Raw genomic sequence first — 19,833 nt, forward strand, 5'->3', positions numbered from 1 at the left:
CAACAAATACTAAGTATGATAGAGATAATGGATCTGATATAATTTGGAATAAATACCCGGTAAATACAGAAGAAAAAATTAATATTTCGAATGTGACAACTAATGGAACATGGGGTGTTACAGTATCAGATGATAAATCACAAGCTACGTTGACTAAATCTGGACGTGAAGTAAAAGAATGGGAACCTTCGGATGAAACAACAACGGATACTGTTACAGTTGCTAAAAAAGAAATCATCACACCAATCCGTGCTTACAAAGTAATGGGTGAAGAAAAACCAGTTGTAACTCATTACTACAACTTAAAAATCACAAAAGAAGAAGCGGGAGAAGTAACAGCTACTAAACAAGGTAGCGTCGTTATCAAGTACGTCACAACTGATGGAAAACAATTAAAATCAGAAACTGATAAAGATAATGTAACGCTTGAAACTAAAACTATCGTAAGTTTATATTCAGGTGAAACAAAAGTTAATGAACGTACTGATGTTAAAACGGTAGAACAAAACTACGATACAACTCCAAAACAATACCCAACATTAGTAGATGCCGATACTGGATTTACATACGAGTATGTAGGTCTAAAACAAGGTTCGCCAGCTGCAAGTGGTAAAGTAGTAGAGGGAACAACAGAAGTTGTCTACGAATACCGTCTAGTAAGTGAAGAAGAGAAAACTCCGTCTAAATCAGTTGCGACTAAGACAGGTTCTGTTGATGTGAAACACGTTGTGATCAACGAAGATGGAACGTTAAAAACCTTAAAAGAAACAGAAGTAGTGAAAAACAATGTTCCTTTAGAGTATGAAGATACATATGTAACTTACTCGAAAGGTGTAAAAGTATCAGAGCGTAAAGAAACACGTGCAGCTACAAAAGAAACATATGACATTACAGATAAACAATACCCAACGCTAAAAGATGAAGCCACAGGTTTAGTTTATAAATATGTAGGACAGACATCTGACTCAGCTCCAGCGACAGGGGACGTAACTGAAGGTGAGCAACACGTTATCTACAGCTATACTCTAGATAAACAAGAGGAAACAACACCAACAGTAACTGAAACGAAAGGTTCAGTGGTTGTTAAGTACGTTGATGTTAACGGAAATGAAATTAAAGATGCTGAAAATGTAGTAACAGATGCAGTCGTGAAAACAACGAAAACATACGCTACTAAGTCAGGAGAGGTTGTACTATCAACTCGTGATGAAGTAACAGAACATGATGTAAACTACAATGCCGCTGAAAAGAAAGTTGATACAATCACTAAAGATGGTAAGAAATATGTCTTCCGTGGTGTATATGCAGTTTCGGACAAATTCAACAATACAATTGAAGAAACAGGTAAGGTGAAAGAAGGAACTACAACGGTTGTTTATCAATACGATTATGTTATTCCAGTAGATCCAACTAAGCCTAACGAAGGTGACAATAATCCTCCGAAACCAGAGGACAAGATTCCTAATGACCCACAAAACCGTTCATACAAAGATTTAGGTCTATTAAACGAAGTGAAACGTGATATCACTTATGTTTACGAAAATGGACCAAAAGTAGGACAAGAAGCTAGTGCGCCTGTTAACCAAACAGCTCGTTTCACAAGAACTGCAGAAATTAACAGCAGAACTGGTGAAGTGATCTATACTACAGATTGGACTCCAGAACAAAAACTTGCTGAAGTAGTATCTCCGAAAATCGATAAATATGCAGTTGATAAAGAAAAAGTCGCAGAATTACCTGTAACACATGAATCTGAAGACAGTAGTGAAGTTGTTAAATACCGTGAAAATCCTGAAATTATCGAACATGATGCAGCGAAAGACAAAAAAGGTTCTGTAGTTGTTAAGTATGTAGATGCTCAAGGAACTGAAATCAGTGAAGCAGTAATTGTGAAAGATAATGTAGTAGTAGAAAAAGCTACGACAAAAGTCTATGCAGATCGTGAAGAAACTACTTATACAGCTACAAATGAAGAATACAGCACTGTAGCGAGTCGTAAAGACGTTATCGAAGCTAATGGTAAGAAATACAGCTTCCGTGGAGTATACGAAGTTTCTGATAAGTACAACAACGTATTAGAAGAAACTGGTAAGGTAAAAGAAGGAACTACGACAGTAGTATACCAATACGATTACGTTATTCCAGTAGATCCAACGAAACCTAACGAGGGAGAACAAAATCCTCCAAAACCAGAGGATAAAATTCCTAATGATCCAAAAGGTCGCACGTATAAAGATTTAGGTTTACTAACAGAAGTGAAACGTGATATCACTTATGTTTATGAAAATGGACCAAAAGCAGGACAAGAAGCAAGTGCACCAGTGAACCAAAGTGCTCGTTTCACAAGAACTGCCGAAATCAACAGTAGAACTGGTGAAGTGACGTATACAACTGATTGGACTCCAGAACAAAAACTTGTTGAAGTAGTGTCACCAGAAATCAAAGATTACACTGTGGATAAAGCTAAGGTAGATGAATTAACTGTAACACATGAATCAAAAGATTCAGCGGTTGTTGTTAAGTACTCTCAAAATAAACCAAACAGTGTACGTGATTACGCAAAAGACAAAAAAGGAACAGTTGTTGTTAAATTCGTAGATATTAATGAAAACTTCCTTGCAGATGACGTAGTCACTAAGAACAATGTAATTGTAGCTGAAGCGACAACTACAACTACTGGTGATAAAGAAGAAACGACTTACAAAGCTACAGGAGAAGAGTACGCTGTGACAGCTCCTGAAACTATTACAGTAGATGGAGTGACATATAGATTGAAACGTGTTCTTCCAGCAGGTGATAAGTTTAAAAATACTGTGGAAGAAAAAGGATTGGTTAAAGAAGGTGTTACTACTATTGTTTACCAATATGTAATGCAAATTGATGCTCCAAAAGTTGAAGTGCCAGAATTTGAAGGTGGAGTAGTTCCGTTAGATCCGCCAACTGTGGAAATTCCAGAGCTGAAGATTCCTGAAGAACCAAAACCACAGCCAAGTCCAACTCCGGATCCAGCTCCTGCACCTACACCTACACCTACACCACAACCAGCTCCAACACCTCAACGAAACGAGACTCCAAAACCACCTGTACCTGTGGCGGAAGATTCGGGAACATCGGCAGTTCCGAACAAACCAGTACCTTCAAATTACAATCCAGATGGAGACACTTATCCAGCTCCACCAACTGAGGTAACTCAATTGCCAAATACTGGTACGGAATCGAACGCAGCCTTGGCAGCATTCGGATTTGTTGGAATTTTGACTGGTCTAAGTATCGTTCTTCGTAAGAAGGATAATGAGTAAGATTTGCTTAAGGTATTTACAAATTCCTTAGCACTTATTGCCAAAAAGGGTTAGTAGAGTACTATTTGTCACCTAGGTAAGAAATATTACCCGAACATAAAATAGAGAGTCATATCTTTAGTGACTCTCTATTTTATTATGTAATTATTAGTCCATCTCGTTCCGTCGGGTGTAGTTCACTTTCTGATTAGTGTGTTATTTAGAAGTTTGTTTTATTTCATCATCTCTAGTCATTCAAATGAAAATACTTACTCTAGCTCTTCCCAATGGTATTTTTTGGTGCTTTCCTTTATAATGGGTGTATGGATAAGAAAAAATTATTATTGATTGATGGGTCTTCTGTTGCTTTTCGGGCGTTTTTTGCGCTCTATCAGCAGTTGGACCGTTTTAAGAATGCGGCTGGTTTGCATACCAATGCGATTTATGGCTTCCAGTTGATGTTGAGTCATTTATTGGAGCGGGTGGAGCCGAGTCATATTTTGGTGGCTTTTGATGCGGGAAAGACGACCTTCCGGACAGAGATGTATGCGGACTATAAGGGTGGTCGGGCTAAGACTCCTGATGAGTTTCGTGAGCAATTTCCCTTCATTCGTGAGTTGCTGGATCATATGGGGATTCGTCACTATGAGTTGGCTCAGTATGAGGCGGATGACATCATTGGGACGCTGGATAAACTAGCAGAGCAGGATGGTTTTGATATTACCATTGTCAGTGGGGACAAGGACTTGATTCAGCTGACGGATGAGCATACGGTGGTTGAGATTTCTAAGAAAGGTGTGGCTGAGTTTGAGGCCTTTACGCCAGAATATCTTATGGAAAAGATGGGCATTACACCGACGCAGTTTATCGATCTCAAGGCGCTCATGGGTGATAAGTCGGATAATATCCCTGGAGTAACCAAAATCGGTGAAAAGACGGGTATCAAGCTCTTGCTGGAGCATGGTTCGCTTGAGGGGATCTATGAAAATATCGATGGGATGAAGGCTTCTAAGATGAAGGAAAATCTCATCAATGATAAGGAACAGGCCTTTTTGTCTAAAACACTGGCGACCATTGATACCAAGGCGCCGATTGAGATTGGTTTGGAGGATTTGGTCTATAGTGGTCCAAATGTGGAAAATCTTGGGAAATTCTACGATGAGATGGGCTTCAAACAGCTCAAGCAGGCTTTAAATGTGTCGTCAGCTGATGTGGCTGAGAGCTTGGACTTTACTATTGTTGACCAAATCAGTCAAGATATGCTGAGTGAAGAGTCTATTTTCCATTTTGAGCTTTTTGGTGAGAATTACCATACGGATGATTTGGTTGGTTTTGCCTGGTCTTGTAGAGATAAGCTCTATGCTACAGACAAGCTTGAGCTGTTGCAAGAGCCGATTTTCAAGGACTTCTTAGAAAAAACACCTTTGAGAGTTTATGACTTTAAGAAGGCTAAAGTTCTCTTGAATCGTTTTGGTGTGGATTTGCAGGCGCCTGCTTTTGATAGCCGTTTGGCTAAATACCTCCTTTCGACTGTGGAGGACAATGAAATTGCGACTATTGCTAGTCTTTATGGTCAGACTTATTTGGTTGATGATGAGACTTTCTATGGTAAGGGAGTCAAGAAGGCCATTCCTGAACGCGAGAAATTCTTAGAACATTTGGCACGTAAGCTTGCCGTTTTGGTCGAAACAGAACCTATTTTGCTTGAAAAACTCAGCGAAAATGAGCAATCAGAGCTTCTTTATGATATGGAGCAACCTCTGGCTTTTGTCCTTGCCAAGATGGAAATTGCTGGGATTACGGTCAAGAAAGAGGCCTTGCTTGAGATGCAGGCTGAAAATGAGCTTGTCATTGAAAAACTCACTCAGGAGATTTACGAACTGGCTGGTGAGGAGTTTAATATCAACTCGCCTAAGCAGTTGGGCGTGCTTCTCTTTGAAAAATTGGGACTTCCTCTAGAGTACACTAAGAAAACCAAGACTGGATACTCGACAGCGGTGGATGTCTTGGAGCGCCTTGCTCCTATTGCTCCGATTGTTAAGAAAATTCTTGACTATCGTCAGATTGCCAAGATTCAATCCACTTATGTAATTGGCTTGCAGGACTGGATTTTGGCTGATGGCAAGATTCATACTCGCTATGTTCAGGATTTGACCCAGACTGGGCGTTTGTCTAGTGTGGATCCAAACTTGCAAAACATTCCTGTGCGTTTGGAGCAGGGCCGTCTCATTCGTAAGGCTTTTGTGCCTGAGTGGGAGGATAGTGTCCTTCTCAGCTCGGACTATTCACAGATTGAATTGCGCGTTTTGGCACATATCTCTAAGGATGAGCACTTGATTAATGCCTTCCAAGAGGGGGCGGATATCCATACCTCAACAGCCATGCGGGTCTTTGGCATTGAGCGTCCTGAGGATGTGACTGCAAACGACCGTCGCAATGCCAAGGCCGTTAACTTTGGAGTGGTTTACGGGATTTCAGACTTTGGCTTGTCTAATAATCTGGGCATTAGCCGTAAGGAAGCCAAAGCCTATATTGATACCTACTTTGAACGCTTCCCAGGTATTAAAAACTACATGGATGAAGTGGTGCGTGAGGCGCGTGATAAGGGCTATGTAAAGACACTTTTCAAGCGTCGTCGTGAGTTACCAGATATCAATTCGCGTAACTTCAATATTCGTGGTTTTGCAGAGCGGACAGCTATCAACTCTCCTATCCAGGGGTCGGCGGCAGATATTCTCAAGATTGCTATGATTCAGCTGGATAAAGCCTTGGTTGCAGGTGGTTATCAGACTAAGATGCTTCTGCAAGTGCACGATGAAATCGTCCTTGAAGTTCCTAAATCTGAATTGGCAGAGATGAAAAAATTGGTCAAACAAACCATGGAAGAAGCCATTCAACTCAGTGTTCCCCTCATCGCGGATGAAAATGAAGGGGCAACCTGGTACGAGGCTAAATAAAAAGGGGGCTAGTCCTCCTTTTTTGTAGTAGAATTATGCAAGCCTTTTCAAATTGTGCTATACTGATGAAAAAGGAGGATTTCTATGAGTCAAGAATTTATCAATCCAAGTGATGGCGTGATTCGTCAGTATCTCGCAACGAGTAAAACTCTTGCTGTGGTGGGTCTGTCTGACCGTGAGGAAACAACTAGCAATCGAGTGACCAGGGAAATGCAGGCTTGGGGTTATAAAATCATCCCAGTCAATCCCAAGGTAGCAGGTGGTGAAATATTGGGTGAAAAGGCTTATGCTAGCCTAGCAGAGATTCCTTTTCCTGTAGATATTGTTAATGTTTACCGTCGCAGTGAGTTTTTGCCAGATGTGGCGCGTGATTTTCTCAAGGCTGATGCTAAGATTTTTTGGGCACAGCTAGGACTTGAAAGTCTAGAGGCGGAAGAAATCTTGCGTGCTGGTGGATGCGATGACATCGTGATGAATCGCTGCATTAAGAGAGAACATACACGCTTGATTGAGGAAGCATAAGAAAAAGGTAGCTGGTGGGCTACCTTTTGTGTTATACTCAATGAAAATCAAAGAGCAAACTAGGAAACTAGCCGCAGGTTGCTCAAAAGACTGTTTTTGAGGTTGCAGATAGAACTGATGAAGTCAGTCACATATATACGGCAAGGCGACGTTGACGTGGTTTGAAGAGATTTTCGAAGAGTATTAGAAAATGCCGATAAGGGTCTGCATACCAAGACTAGTGAGGATGATGGCAATCCAGCAGATGGCTCCGAGAACAATGGATTTTCCACTGGATTTGACCATAGCTAGCAGATTGGTTTTGAGTCCGATAGCACTCATGGCCATGATGATGAGAAATTTGGAGAGTTGTTTGAGTGGGGTAAAGAAACTACTGGACACACCAAGAGAGGTCAGGAGGGTGGTTAGGAGAGATGCAAGGATAAAGTAAAGGATAAAAAGTGGGAAGACTTTTTTCAGTTGCAGGCCTTGCTTATTTTTTTGCTCGCGACTTTGCCAGTAGGAGAGAAAGAGAGTGATGGGGATGATAGCCAGAGTACGTGTGAGTTTGACAATAGTTGCGGATTCGAGGGTATTGGTCTGGTAAAGACTGTCCCAGGCGCTAGCTGTGGCGGTTACAGAGGAAGTATCATTGACCGCAGTTCCTGCAAAGAGGGCGAAGCCGTCATTGGATAGATGAAGCCAGGTTCCCAGGGTTGGAAAGATAAGTGCCGCTAAGACATTGAAGAAAAAGATAACGGAGATGGCTTGGGCTACTTCCTTTTCCTTGGCATGGATAACGGGCGCTGTCGCTGCAATGGCAGAACCACCACAGATTGAAGAACCTACTCCAACCAAGGTAGCCAGTTTTGTATCCAGTGCAAAGAAGCGCTGGAAGAAATAGGCAATAATCAGAGCTATTGAGATGGTGGACAGGATGACAGGGAGTGAAGATTGTCCGACTGCGAAGACTTGCGAGATATTGAGACCAAAACCAAGCAAGACAACGGCATATTGGAGCAATTTTTTAGAACTAAAGGTCAATCCAGCATCCAGTTGTTTATAAGACGAGAGAAAGGGATGTAGGAGCATGCCTATGAAAATCGCAAATACAGGCGCGCCAATCACAGGGAAGAATCCTCCTAAGTACCAAGATACGATAGAAATGAGAAGGCAGGCAAAGATGCCTGCTCCATTTTTTGATAGAAATGACATAAAAACCTCCAAATAGAATCTGTTACTATTATAGACCTATAAACAGGAAAAGTAAAATAGAAAGTGGAAAGTTATTCTATCATGTATTTTTGCGGTCGGGGGGCTTTTATAGTATAATAGAGATACGTTTTGAAAGTAGGAGGTATCTATGGACTTAACTAAGCGCTTTAATAAACAGTTAGATAAGATTCAAGTTTCGTTGATTCGTCAGTTTGACCAGGCTATTTCGGAGATTCCTGGGGTCTTGCGTTTGACCTTGGGGGAACCTGATTTTACAACGCCAGATCATATCAAGGAGGCGGCCAAGCGAGCGATTGATCAGAACCAATCCTACTATACAGGGATGAGTGGTCTGCTGACTCTACGTAAGGCGGCCAGTGACTTTGTTAAGGAAAAGTACCAACTGGAATATGCTCCTGAAAATGAAATCTTGGTTACAATTGGGGCGACAGAGGCTTTATCTGCTACTTTGACAGCTATTTTGGAAGAGGGAGACAAGGTGCTCTTGCCAGCTCCTGCTTATCCGGGTTATGAACCGATTGTCAATCTAGTTGGGGCAGAGATTGTCGAGATTGACACAACTGAAAATGGTTTTGTCTTGACTCCTGAGATGTTGGAGAAGGCCATTTTGGAGCAAGGTGATAATCTCAAGGCGGTTATTCTCAACTATCCAGCTAATCCGACAGGAATTACCTATAGTCGGGAGCAGTTGGAAGCCTTGGCAGCTGTTTTACGCAAGTACGAAATTTTCGTTGTCTGTGATGAGGTTTACTCAGAATTGACCTACACAGGGGAAGCCCATGTATCTCTAGGAACTATGTTGAGAGACCAGGCTATTATTATCAATGGTTTGTCTAAATCGCATGCCATGACAGGTTGGCGTTTGGGACTGATTTTCGCTCCTGCAGCCTTTACATCTCAGTTGATTAAGAGTCACCAGTACTTGGTTACTGCCGCAAATACTATGGCTCAACATGCTGCGGTAGAAGCCTTGACGGCTGGTAAAAACGATGCGGAACCGATGAAGAAGGAATACATCCAGCGTCGGGATTATATTATCGAGAAAATGACTGCTCTTGGTTTTGAGATTATCAAACCAGACGGTGCCTTCTATATCTTTGCTAAGATTCCAGCGGGCTACAATCAAGACTCCTTTGCCTTTCTCAAGGATTTTGCTCAGAAGAAGTCCGTTGCCTTTATCCCTGGTGCTGCCTTTGGGCGTTACGGAGAAGGTTATGTTCGTCTGTCTTATGCAGCCAGCATGGAGACTATCAAAGAAGCCATGAAACGGCTTGAGGAGTATATGAGAGAAGCATGATTCAGTCTATCACGAGTCAAGGCTTGGTGCTCTACAATCGCAATTTTCGTGAGGATGATAAGCTAGTCAAGATTTTTACAGAGCAGGCTGGTAAGCGGATGTTTTTCGTCAAACATGCTGGTCAGTCCAAACTGGCTCCTGTTATTCAGCCCTTAGTGCTGGCACGATTTCTCTTGCGAATCAATGATGATGGGCTTAGCTACATTGAGGATTACCATGAGGTGATGACTTTTCCCAAGATTAATAGCGATCTCTTTGTCATGGCTTATGCGACCTACGTTGCAGCTCTTGCCGATGCTAGTTTGCAGGACAATCAGCAGGATGCTCCCTTGTTTGCTTTTTTGCAGAAGACTTTGGAGTTGATGGAAGCTGGCTTGGATTATCAGGTTTTGACTAATATTTTTGAAATTCAAATCTTGACTCGATTTGGGATCAGCCTCAATTTTAATGAGTGTGTCTTTTGCCATCGGGTCGGTCAGGCTTTTGACTTTTCTTTCAAATATGGAGCCTGCCTCTGTCCAGATCATTATCATGAGGATGAGAGACGTTGCCATCTCAATCCCAATATCCCTTATCTGCTCAATCAATTTCAAGCCATTGATTTTGAGACTTTGGAGACCATTTCGCTCAAGCCTGAAATCAAGCAAGAGCTACGCCAATTTATGGATCAACTCTACGAAGAGTACGTTGGGATTCACCTAAAATCAAAGAAATTTATTGATTCCCTAGCAGACTGGGGACAATTATTAAAAGAGGAAAAGAAATGAAAAAAATCGCAGTAGATGCCATGGGGGGCGATTACGCACCCCAAGCCATCGTTGAGGGTGTCAATCAAGCCCTAGCTGACTTTTCAGATATCGAGGTTCAACTCTACGGAGATGAAGCTAAAATCAAGCAATATCTAACAGCGACAGAGCGCGTCAGCATTATCCATACGGATGAGAAGATTGATTCAGACGATGAACCTACAAGAGCTATTCGGAAGAAGAAAAATGCCAGTATGGTATTGGCGGCTAAGGCTGTCAAAGATGGAGAGGCAGATGCTGTCCTATCGGCTGGGAATACAGGTGCTTTGTTGGCAGCAGGATTTTTCATCGTGGGTCGTATCAAGAACATCGACCGTCCTGGGCTTATGTCGACCTTGCCAACTGTAGATGGAAAAGGTTTTGACATGCTCGACCTCGGTGCCAATGCGGAAAATACAGCCCAGCACCTCCATCAATACGCTGTTCTAGGATCCTTTTATGCTAAAAATGTCCGTGGAATTGCGCAACCACGCGTTGGCTTGCTCAATAACGGAACAGAGAGTAGCAAGGGCGATCCGCTTCGTAAGGAAACTTACGAATTACTGGCGGCTGATGAAAGTTTGAACTTTATCGGAAATGTTGAAGCACGTGATTTGATGAATGGCGTTGCGGATGTTGTTGTGGCAGATGGTTTCACGGGAAACGCTGTGCTCAAATCCATTGAAGGGACAGCCATGGGAATCATGGGTTTGCTCAAGACAGCTATTACAGGTGGTGGTCTTCGAGCGAAACTAGGCGCCCTCCTTCTCAAGGATAGCCTCAGAGGTTTGAAAAAACAGCTCAACTATTCAGATGTTGGTGGAGCGGTCTTGTTTGGTGTCAAGGCACCGGTTGTCAAGACTCATGGCTCAAGCGATGCCAAGGCTGTTTATAGTACAATCCGCCAGATTCGTACCATGCTAGAGACAGACGTAGTTGCCCAGACTGCGCGTGAATTTTCAGGAGAATAAAAGAGATGACAGAAAAAGAAATTTTTGACCGTATTGTGACCATTATCCAAGAGCGACAGGGAGAGGACTTTGTCGTGACAGAATCCTTGAGTCTGAAAGACGATTTGGATGCTGACTCAGTTGACTTGATGGAGTTTATCTTGACACTGGAGGATGAATTTAATATCGAAATTAGCGATGAGGAAATTGATCAACTACAAAGTGTAGGAGATGTGGTAGAAATCGTCAAAAGTAAAGAATAGCAAGAAGCAAGATAAGAGGAGCTGCATGTTGCTGAGAATGTAAATCAACATCCTATTTGATAATTATTTACATTTTAATCTTTTTAAATATATATTTTAGGTAGAACGTTTGTTCTGCCTATTTTTTTATCTTAAAAGTGCAGTTGGGAGGTAGATAGGTGCATTTGGGGAGGAAGTCCAGTTTTTGTTTGGTGATTGGGGTAAGATAGGTATTATCAGATGAGTTTAGGAAAAAGGAGTTGAATATGAAATTTGGGAAACGTCACTATCGTCCGCAGGTGGATCAGATGGACTGTGGTGTAGCTTCATTAGCCATGGTTTTTGACTACTATGGTAGCTATTATTCCTTGGCTCACTTGCGAGAATTGGCCAAGACAACCATGGATGGGACGACGGCTTTGGGCTTGGTCAAGGTGGCAGAGGAGATTGGCTTTGAGACGCGAGCGATCAAGGCAGATATGACGCTGTTTGCCTTGCCAGATTTGACCTTTCCTTTTGTTGCACATGTGCTTAAGGAAGGAAAATTGTTCCACTACTATGTGGTGACTGGGCAGGACAAGGACAGCATTCATATTGCCGACCCAGATCCTGGGGTGAAATTGACCAAACTGCCACGTGAGCGTTTTGCGGAAGAATGGACAGGAGTGACTCTTTTTATGGCACCTAGTCCAGACTACAAGCCTCATAAGGATCAAAAGAATGGTTTGCTCTCTTTTATCCCTATATTAGTGAAGCAGCGTGGCTTGATTGCCAACATCGTCCTAGCGACACTTTTGGTGACCCTGATTAACATTGTGGGTTCTTATTATCTGCAGTCTATCATTGATACCTATGTGCCAGATCAGATGCGTTCGACGCTTGGGATTATTTCTATTGGGCTGGTCATCGTCTATATTCTCCAGCAGATCTTGTCTTACGCTCAGGAGTATCTCTTGCTTGTTTTGGGGCAACGCTTGTCGATTGACGTGATTTTATCCTATATCAAGCATGTTTTTCACCTGCCTATGTCCTTTTTTGCGACACGTCGGACAGGGGAAATCGTGTCTCGTTTCACGGATGCTAACAGTATTATCGATGCGCTGGCTTCGACCATTCTTTCGATTTTCCTAGATGTGTCAACGGTTGTCATTATTTCCCTTGTTTTATTTTCACAAAATACCAATCTCTTTTTTATGACTTTATTGGCACTTCCTATCTACACAGTGATTATCTTTGCTTTTATGAAGCCGTTTGAAAAGATGAATCGGGATACCATGGAAGCCAATGCGGTTCTGTCTTCTTCTATCATTGAGGACATCAATGGTATTGAGACTATTAAGTCCTTGACAAGTGAAAGTCAGCGTTACCAAAAGATTGACAAGGAATTTGTAGATTATCTGAAGAAGTCCTTTACCTATAGTCGGGCAGAGAGTCAGCAAAAGGCTCTGAAAAAGGTTGCCCATCTCTTGCTCAATGTCGGTATTCTCTGGATGGGGGCTGTTCTGGTCATGGATGGCAAGATGAGTTTGGGGCAGTTGATTACCTATAATACCTTGCTTGTTTACTTTACCAATCCTTTGGAAAATATCATCAACCTGCAAACCAAGCTTCAGACAGCGCAGGTTGCCAATAACCGTCTGAATGAGGTTTATTTGGTAGCTTCTGAGTTTGAGGAGAAGAAAACAGTTGAGGATTTGAGCTTGATGAAGGGAGAGATGACTTTCAAGCAGGTTTCCTACAAGTATGGCTATGGTCGAGATGTCTTGTCAGATATCAATTTGACTATTCCGCAAGGCTCTAAGGTGGCTTTTGTGGGAATTTCGGGCTCAGGTAAGACGACCTTGGCCAAGATGATGGTTAATTTTTACGACCCAAGTCAAGGGGAGATTAGTCTGGGTGGTGTCAATCTCAATCAGATTGATAAAAAGGCTCTGCGTCAGTATATCAACTATCTGCCTCAACAGCCCTATGTCTTTAACGGAACGATTTTGGAGAATCTTCTTTTGGGAGCCAAGGAGGGGACGACTCAAGAGGATATCTTACGGGCGGTCGAATTGGCAGAGATTCGGGAGGACATTGAGCGCATGCCACTGAATTATCAGACAGAGTTGACTTCGGATGGGGCAGGGATCTCAGGTGGTCAACGTCAGAGAATTGCTCTGGCGCGTGCTCTCTTGACAGATGCACCGGTCTTGATTTTGGACGAGGCGACCAGCAGTTTGGATATCTTGACTGAGAAGCGAATTGTCGATAATCTTATGGCTTTAGACAAGACCTTGATTTTCATCGCCCACCGCTTGACCATTGCTGAGCGGACAGAGAAGGTGGTTGTCTTGGATCAGGGCAAGATTGTTGAAGAAGGAAAGCATGCTGATTTGCTTGCACAGGGTGGCTTTTACGCCCATTTGGTCAATAGCTAGAAAGAGGAGAGGATGAAACCAGAATTTTTAGAAAGTGCGGAGTTTTATAATCGTCGTTACCATAATTTTTCCAGTAGGGTGATTGTACCCATGTCCCTTCTGCTTGTGTTCTTGTTTGGCTTTGCAACTGTTGCAGAGAAGGAGATAAGTTTATCAACTAGAGCTACTGTCGAGCCTAGTCGTATCCTTGCAAATATCCAGTCAACTAGCAACAATCGCATTCTTGTCAATCATTTGGAAGAAAATAAGCTGGTTAAAAAGGGAGAACTGTTGGTTCAATATCAAGAAGGGGCAGAGGGTGTCCAAGCGGAGGCCTATGCTAGTCAGTTGGACATGCTCAAGGATCAAAAAAAGCAATTGGAGTATTTGCAAAAGAGCCTGCAAGAAGGGGAGAACCACTTTCCAGAGGAGGATAAGTTTGGCTACCAAGCCACCTTTCGCGACTACCTCAACCAAGCAGGCAGTCTTAGGGCTAGTACATCGCAACAAAACGAGACCATCGCGTCCCAGAATGCAGCAGCTAGCCAAACCCAAGCTGAAATCGGAAACCTCATCAGCCAAACAGAGGCTAAAATTCGCGATTACCAGACAGCTAAGTCAGCTATTGAAACAGGCGCTTCCTTGGCCAATCAGAATCTAGCCTACTCTCTCTACCAGTCCTACAAGTCTCAGGGTGAGGAAAATCCGCAAGCTAAGGCTCAGGCAGTGGCGCAAGTTGAAGCGCAGCTTTCTCAGTTAGAATCTAGTCTTGCTACTTACCGTGTTCAGTATGCAGGTTCAGGTACCCAGCAAGCCTATGCGTCTGGTTTAAGTAGTCAATTAGAGTCCCTTAAATCCCAACATTTGGCTAAGGTTGGTCAGGAATTGACCCTTCTAGACCAGAAAATCTTGGAGGCAGAGTCAGGTAAGAAGGTTCAGGGGAATCTTCTAGACAAGGGGAAAATTACGGCGAATGAGGACGGGGTGCTTCATCTTAATCCTGAGACCAGTGATTCTAACATGGTATCAGAAGGTGCCCTACTAGCCCAACTCTACCCGTCCTTAGAGAAAGAAGGGAAAGCTAAACTTACAGCCTATCTTAGTTCAAAAGATGTAGCAAGGATCAAGATTGGTGATTCTGTTCGCTATACGACGACTCTTGATGCCAAGCATCAATTTTTCCTAGATTCTACTATTACAAGTATTGACGCGACAGCTACTAAGACTGAAAAAGGGAATTTCTTTAAAATCGAGGCGGAGACTAATCTAACTTCGGAGCAGGCTGAAAAACTTCGGTACGGGGTGGAAGGTCGCCTACAGATGATTACGGGCAAGAAAAGTTACCTACGTTATTATTTAGACCAATTTTTGAACAAAGAGTAATGTTCGTATTTTTAGAGTTAAATGATTTTAAAACTGTGAGAAAGATTTTTCTTGCAGTTTTTTCTTTATGATTTTTGAAGTTACTACATTATTTATTCGGTTAAATTCTTGTAATTTTAGATTTTTTATGGTAGAATGTGCTCAAGTAATACGAAAGGCGAACTTTAAAATGTCAAAACAATTGATCTATTCGGGAAAAGCTAAAGATATCTATACAACTGAGGATGAAAATCTTATTATTTCAACTTACAAGGATCAGGCGACTGCTTTCAATGGTGTCAAGAAGGAGCAGATTGCGGGCAAGGGAGTCTTGAATAATCAGATTTCATCTTTTATTTTTGAGAAATTAAATGCGGCTGGTGTGGCGACTCACTTTGTGGAGAAACTTTCGGACACGGAACAACTCAATAAAAAGGTTAAGATTATTCCTTTGGAAGTCGTGCTTCGCAACTATACTGCTGGTTCCTTTTCAAAACGTTTTGGTGTAGACGAAGGAATCGCGTTTGAGACTCCGATTGTTGAATTTTACTACAAAAATGATGATTTGGATGATCCATTTATCAATGACGAGCATGTGAAATTTCTACAGATTGCGGATGACCAGCAAATCGCCTACTTGAAGGAAGAAACTCGTCGAATCAATGAACTTTTGAAAGTCTGGTTTGCTGAGATTGGACTTAAGTTGATTGACTTTAAGCTAGAGTTCGGTTTTGAAAAGGATGGCAAGATTATCTTGGCAGATGAATTTTCACCAGATAACTGCCGTTTGTGGGATGCGGATGGCAACCACATGGATAAGGATGTTTTCCGTAGAGGATTGGGAGAGCTAACAGACGTTTATGAAGTTGTCTGGGAGAAGTTGCAAGGTTTGAAATAATCTGTTTGCAACGGAAAACCTTCGTCTCTCAACTAAAAGGACTCAGGCTGAAAAGGTCCCCCAGACCTTTTCACTCCGTAGGGGATTGGGAGAACTGACAGACGTTTACGAGATTGTTTGGGAAAAGTTGCAAGAACTAAAATAACAACCTAGAGGTCGTTTGGAAACATTGCAAGAGCTAAAATAAAGGAATAAGAATTGATGGATAAACGTATTTTTGTTGAGAAAAAGGCTGATTTTCAGGTCAAGTCAGAGAGTTTGGTGAGAGAACTCCAGCATAACTTGGGATTGTCAACTTTGAAAAGTATTCGTATCGTGCAAGTGTATGATGTATTTGACTTGGCAGAGGACCTGTTTGCACCTGCAGAGAAACACATTTTCTCTGAGCAGGTGACAGACCATGTTTTGGACGAAGCGGCTGTGCAGGCGGATCTTACCAACTATGCTTTCTTTGCTATTGAAAGCCTGCCAGGGCAGTTTGACCAGCGTGCAGCTTCTTCGCAAGAAGCCTTGCTTTTGTTGGGAAGTTCGAGTGACGTGACAGTCAACACAGCCCAACTGTACTTAGTCAATAAAGATATTGATGCGACTGAGTTGGAAGCGGTCAAGAACTACCTGCTCAATCCAGTTGATTCTCGTTTCAAAGACATCACGACAGGGATTGCCAAGCAGGAATTTTCAGAGTCAGATAAGACCATTCCAAAATTGACTTTCTTTGAAAGTTATAGGGCAGAAGACTTTGCCCGCTACAAGGCCGAGCAAGGGATGGCTATGGAAGTGGATGATTTGCTCTTTATCCAAGACTACTTCAAGTCAATCGGGCGCGTGCCGACGGAAACAGAACTCAAGGTTTTGGACACTTACTGGTCTGATCACTGCCGTCACACGACGTTTGAGACTGAGTTGAAACACATCGACTTTTCAGCTTCTAAATTCCAAAAACAATTACAGGCAACCTACGACAAGTATATTGCCATGCGCGAGGAGTTGGGGCGTTCTGAAAAACCTCAAACCTTGATGGATATGGCGACTATTTTCGGTCGTTATGAGCGTGCCAATGGACGTTTGGATGATATGGAAGTGTCTGACGAAATCAATGCTTGCTCAGTAGAAATCGAAGTGGATGTTGATGGTGTGAAAGAGCCATGGCTCCTCATGTTCAAAAATGAAACCCACAACCACCCGACAGAAATTGAGCCATTTGGTGGTGCTGCTACCTGTATTGGTGGAGCCATTCGTGACCCATTATCAGGTCGTTCTTATGTTTACCAAGCCATGCGTATCTCAGGTGCTGGAGATATTACCGCACCGATTTCAGAAACTCGCGCTGGGAAATTGCCACAACAAGTCATTTCTAAAACAGCGGCCCATGGTTATTCTTCATACGGTAACCAGATTGGACTTGCAACGACCTACGTTCGTGAATATTTCCACCCAGGCTTTGTAGCTAAACGCATGGAGCTTGGTGCGGTTGTCGGAGCGGCTCCTAAGGGCAATGTTGTCCGTGAAAAACCGGAAGCGGGTGATGTCATTATCCTCCTTGGAGGTAAGACCGGACGTGATGGTGTCGGTGGTGCGACGGGTTCTTCTAAGGTTCAAACGGTTGAGTCTGTGGAAACTGCTGGAGCTGAGGTCCAAAAAGGGAATGCCATCGAAGAACGTAAGATTCAGCGCCTCTTCCGTAATGGCAATGTCACTCGTCTTATCAAGAAATCCAACGACTTTGGTGCTGGTGGTGTCTGTGTGGCCATCGGTGAATTGGCAGACGGTCTTGAAATTGATCTCAACAAGGTGCCTCTTAAATACCAAGGCTTGAATGGTACCGAAATTGCCATCTCTGAATCTCAAGAACGGATGGCTGTGGTGGTTTGTCCTGAGGACGTAGATGCCTTCGTTGCTGAATGTAACAAAGAGAATATTGATGCTGTTGTGGTGGCGACAGTGACTGAAAAACCAAATCTTGTCATGCACTGGAATGGTGAAACCATTGTCGACTTGGAGCGTCGTTTCCTTGATACCAATGGTGTGCGCGTAGTCGTTGATGCAAAGGTGGTGGACAAGGATGTCAAGCTTCCAGAAGAACGTCAAACATCTGCTGACACACTTGAAGCAGATACCCTTACGGTTCTATCTGACCTCAACCATGCGAGTCAAAAAGGATTACAGACTATCTTTGACTGCTCTGTTGGACGCTCAACGGTTAATCACCCACTTGGTGGTCGTTACCAACTCACACCAACTGAGGCATCTGTGCAGAAATTACCAGTTCAACACGGTGTGACTCATACTGCGTCAGTCATGGCTCAAGGTTTCAACCCTTATCTAGCTGAATGGTCTCCATACCACGGTGCTGCCTATGCGGTGATCGAAGCAACTGCTCGTTTGGTTGCTGCTGGTGCCAACTGGTCTAAGGCTCGTTTCTCTTACCAAGAGTATTTCGAGCGAATGGATAAACAAGCTGAACGTTTTGGTCAGCCAGTAGCAGCTCTTCTAGGCTCTATTGAAGCTCAGATTCAGCTTGGCTTGCCATCTATCGGTGGTAAGGACTCCATGTCTGGTACCTTTGAAGAATTGACAGTACCGCCAACCTTGGTCGCTTTTGGGGTAACGACAGCGGATAGCCGTAATGTGCTCTCTCCAGAATTTAAAGCTGTTGGGGAAAATATCTACTACATTCCAGGTCAAGCCCTCTCTGCAGAAATTGATTTTGACTTAATTAAGTCAAATTTTGCTCAGTTTGAAGACATCCAAGCGGGCTACAAAGTGACATCTGCATCAGCTGTCAAATATGGTGGTGTGGTTGAAAGTTTGGCTCTTGCTACCTTTGGAAATCATATTGGTGCAGAGGTGACCTTGCCTGAACTTGAAACGGCTTTGACAGCTCAATTAGGTGGATTTGTCTTTACCTCTCCTGAAGAAATCGCTGGAGTGGAGAAAATCGGACAAACAAAAGCAGACTTTACACTAACTGTCAACGATGTGAAGCTAGATGGACACAAACTTGACAGTGCTTTCCAAGGCAAATTGGAAGAAGTTTACCCAACAGAATTTGCACAAGCCAAAGAACTAGCAGAAGTTCCAGCTGTCGCTACTAACACAGTCATCCAAGCTAAAGAAAAAGTTGAAAAACCGGTGGTCTATATCCCAGTCTTCCCAGGAACCAACTCAGAATATGACTCAGCTAAGGCCTTTGAAAAAGAAGGTGCAGAGGTTAACTTGGTACCATTCGTGACCTTGCATGAAGAAGCCATTGTCAAGTCGGTTGAAACCATGGTTGACAACATCAGCAAGGCTAACATTCTCTTTTTTGCAGGTGGATTCTCAGCTGCGGACGAGCCAGATGGTTCAGCCAAGTTCATTGTCAATATTCTGCTCAATGAAAAAGTGCGTGTGGCTATTGATAGATTTATCGCCCGTGGTGGCTTAATTATCGGTATCTGTAATGGATTCCAGGCCTTGGTCAAATCAGGCCTTCTTCCATACGGGAACTTTGAAGAAGCCACTAGTACTAGCCCAACCCTCTTCTACAATGATGCCAACCAACACGTGGCTAAGATGGTGGAAACTCGAATTGCCAATACCAACTCGCCATGGTTGGCTGGAGTAGAAGTGGGCGATATCCACGCTATTCCTGTTTCGCACGGTGAAGGGAAGTTTGTCGTGACGGTTGAGGAATTTGCAGAGCTCCGTGACAATGGCCAAATCTTTAGCCAATATGTGGACTTCGAAGGTAAACCAAGTATGGATTCTAAGTACAATCCAAATGGTTCTGTCCATGCTATCGAAGGAATTACCAGCAAGAATGGTCAAATCATCGGTAAGATGGGACATTCAGAACGTTATGAAGATGGTCTTTTCCAAAACATCCCAGGAAATAAAGACCAGCACCTGTTCGCGTCAGCGGTTAAATACTTTATTGGAAAGTAAG

13 protein-coding genes are annotated in these 19,833 nt (G+C 43.0%); 12 read left to right on the forward strand and 1 reads right to left on the reverse strand.

The window, feature by feature from the left end:
- The 3 genes from D8837_RS09800 to D8837_RS01330 all read left to right on the forward strand — a co-directional run.
- A partial coding sequence (locus tag D8837_RS09800; protein ID WP_312023204.1) for an SIALI-17 repeat-containing surface protein occupies positions 1-3,299 on the forward strand: 3,299 nt, incomplete at its 5' end.
- Positions 3,300-3,601: 302 nt separating this feature from the next.
- Positions 3,602-6,235, forward strand: a complete 2,634-nt coding sequence (polA, locus tag D8837_RS01325; RefSeq protein ID WP_125455943.1) for a DNA polymerase I — start codon at positions 3,602-3,604, stop codon at positions 6,233-6,235.
- A gap of 84 nt (positions 6,236-6,319) precedes the next feature.
- Positions 6,320-6,757: a CoA-binding protein gene (locus tag D8837_RS01330; RefSeq protein WP_125455944.1), complete on the forward strand. Its 438-nt coding sequence runs from the start codon at positions 6,320-6,322 to the stop codon at positions 6,755-6,757.
- A gap of 183 nt (positions 6,758-6,940) precedes the next feature.
- On the opposite strand, the gene D8837_RS01335 is transcribed toward D8837_RS01330, so the two are convergent.
- Positions 6,941-7,951 carry a YeiH family protein gene (locus D8837_RS01335; protein WP_125455945.1) on the reverse strand — a complete coding sequence of 337 codons (1,011 nt, stop codon included), beginning with the start codon at positions 7,949-7,951 and terminating at the stop codon, positions 6,941-6,943.
- 148 nt (positions 7,952-8,099) lie between these two features.
- Here D8837_RS01335 and D8837_RS01340 point away from each other — a divergent pair, with 148 nt between their 5' ends.
- The 9 genes from D8837_RS01340 to D8837_RS01380 all read left to right on the forward strand — a co-directional run bounded on the left by D8837_RS01340 (position 8,100) and on the right by D8837_RS01380 (position 19,832).
- Positions 8,100-9,269 carry a pyridoxal phosphate-dependent aminotransferase gene (locus tag D8837_RS01340; RefSeq protein WP_125455946.1) on the forward strand — a complete coding sequence of 390 codons (1,170 nt, stop codon included), beginning with the start codon at positions 8,100-8,102 and terminating at the stop codon, positions 9,267-9,269.
- The gene (recO, locus tag D8837_RS01345) at positions 9,266-10,036 is read left to right on the forward strand and encodes a DNA repair protein RecO (protein WP_084925955.1); all 771 of its coding nucleotides are present in this window, start codon (positions 9,266-9,268) and stop codon (positions 10,034-10,036) included. The genes D8837_RS01340 and recO overlap by 4 nt, the downstream gene beginning before the upstream one ends.
- Entirely contained in the window at positions 10,033-11,025 is a 993-nt protein-coding gene (gene plsX / locus D8837_RS01350; protein WP_050222969.1) for a phosphate acyltransferase PlsX, read from the forward strand. The genes recO and plsX overlap by 4 nt, the downstream gene beginning before the upstream one ends.
- A 5-nt stretch (positions 11,026-11,030) precedes the next feature.
- On the forward strand, positions 11,031-11,267 hold the full coding sequence (locus D8837_RS01355) for an acyl carrier protein (RefSeq protein ID WP_125455947.1): 237 nt from the start codon (positions 11,031-11,033) through the stop codon (positions 11,265-11,267).
- Between the two features lie 245 nt (positions 11,268-11,512).
- Complete coding sequence (comA, locus tag D8837_RS01360) at positions 11,513-13,666, forward strand: peptide cleavage/export ABC transporter ComA (RefSeq protein WP_125455948.1); 2,154 nt, start codon at positions 11,513-11,515, stop codon at positions 13,664-13,666.
- 12 nt (positions 13,667-13,678) lie between these two features.
- Positions 13,679-15,028, forward strand: coding sequence for a competence pheromone export protein ComB (gene comB / locus D8837_RS01365; protein ID WP_125455949.1), 1,350 nt, complete (start codon positions 13,679-13,681; stop codon positions 15,026-15,028).
- A 169-nt stretch (positions 15,029-15,197) separates the two neighbouring features.
- Positions 15,198-15,905, forward strand: a complete 708-nt coding sequence (purC, locus tag D8837_RS01370) for a phosphoribosylaminoimidazolesuccinocarboxamide synthase (RefSeq protein WP_185755635.1) — start codon at positions 15,198-15,200, stop codon at positions 15,903-15,905.
- A 1-nt stretch (position 15,906) separates the two neighbouring features.
- Positions 15,907-16,050, forward strand: a complete 144-nt coding sequence (locus D8837_RS09805; protein WP_079211609.1) for a phosphoribosylaminoimidazolesuccinocarboxamide synthase — start codon at positions 15,907-15,909, stop codon at positions 16,048-16,050.
- Between the two features lie 56 nt (positions 16,051-16,106).
- Positions 16,107-19,832, forward strand: a complete 3,726-nt coding sequence (locus tag D8837_RS01380; protein WP_125455950.1) for a phosphoribosylformylglycinamidine synthase — start codon at positions 16,107-16,109, stop codon at positions 19,830-19,832.
- Position 19,833 lies beyond the last annotated feature (1 nt).

Origin of the sequence: Streptococcus mitis, assembly GCF_003942965.1 — a bacterium.
In the GTDB taxonomy this organism is placed as follows: Bacteria; Bacillota; Bacilli; order Lactobacillales; family Streptococcaceae; genus Streptococcus; species Streptococcus mitis_BH.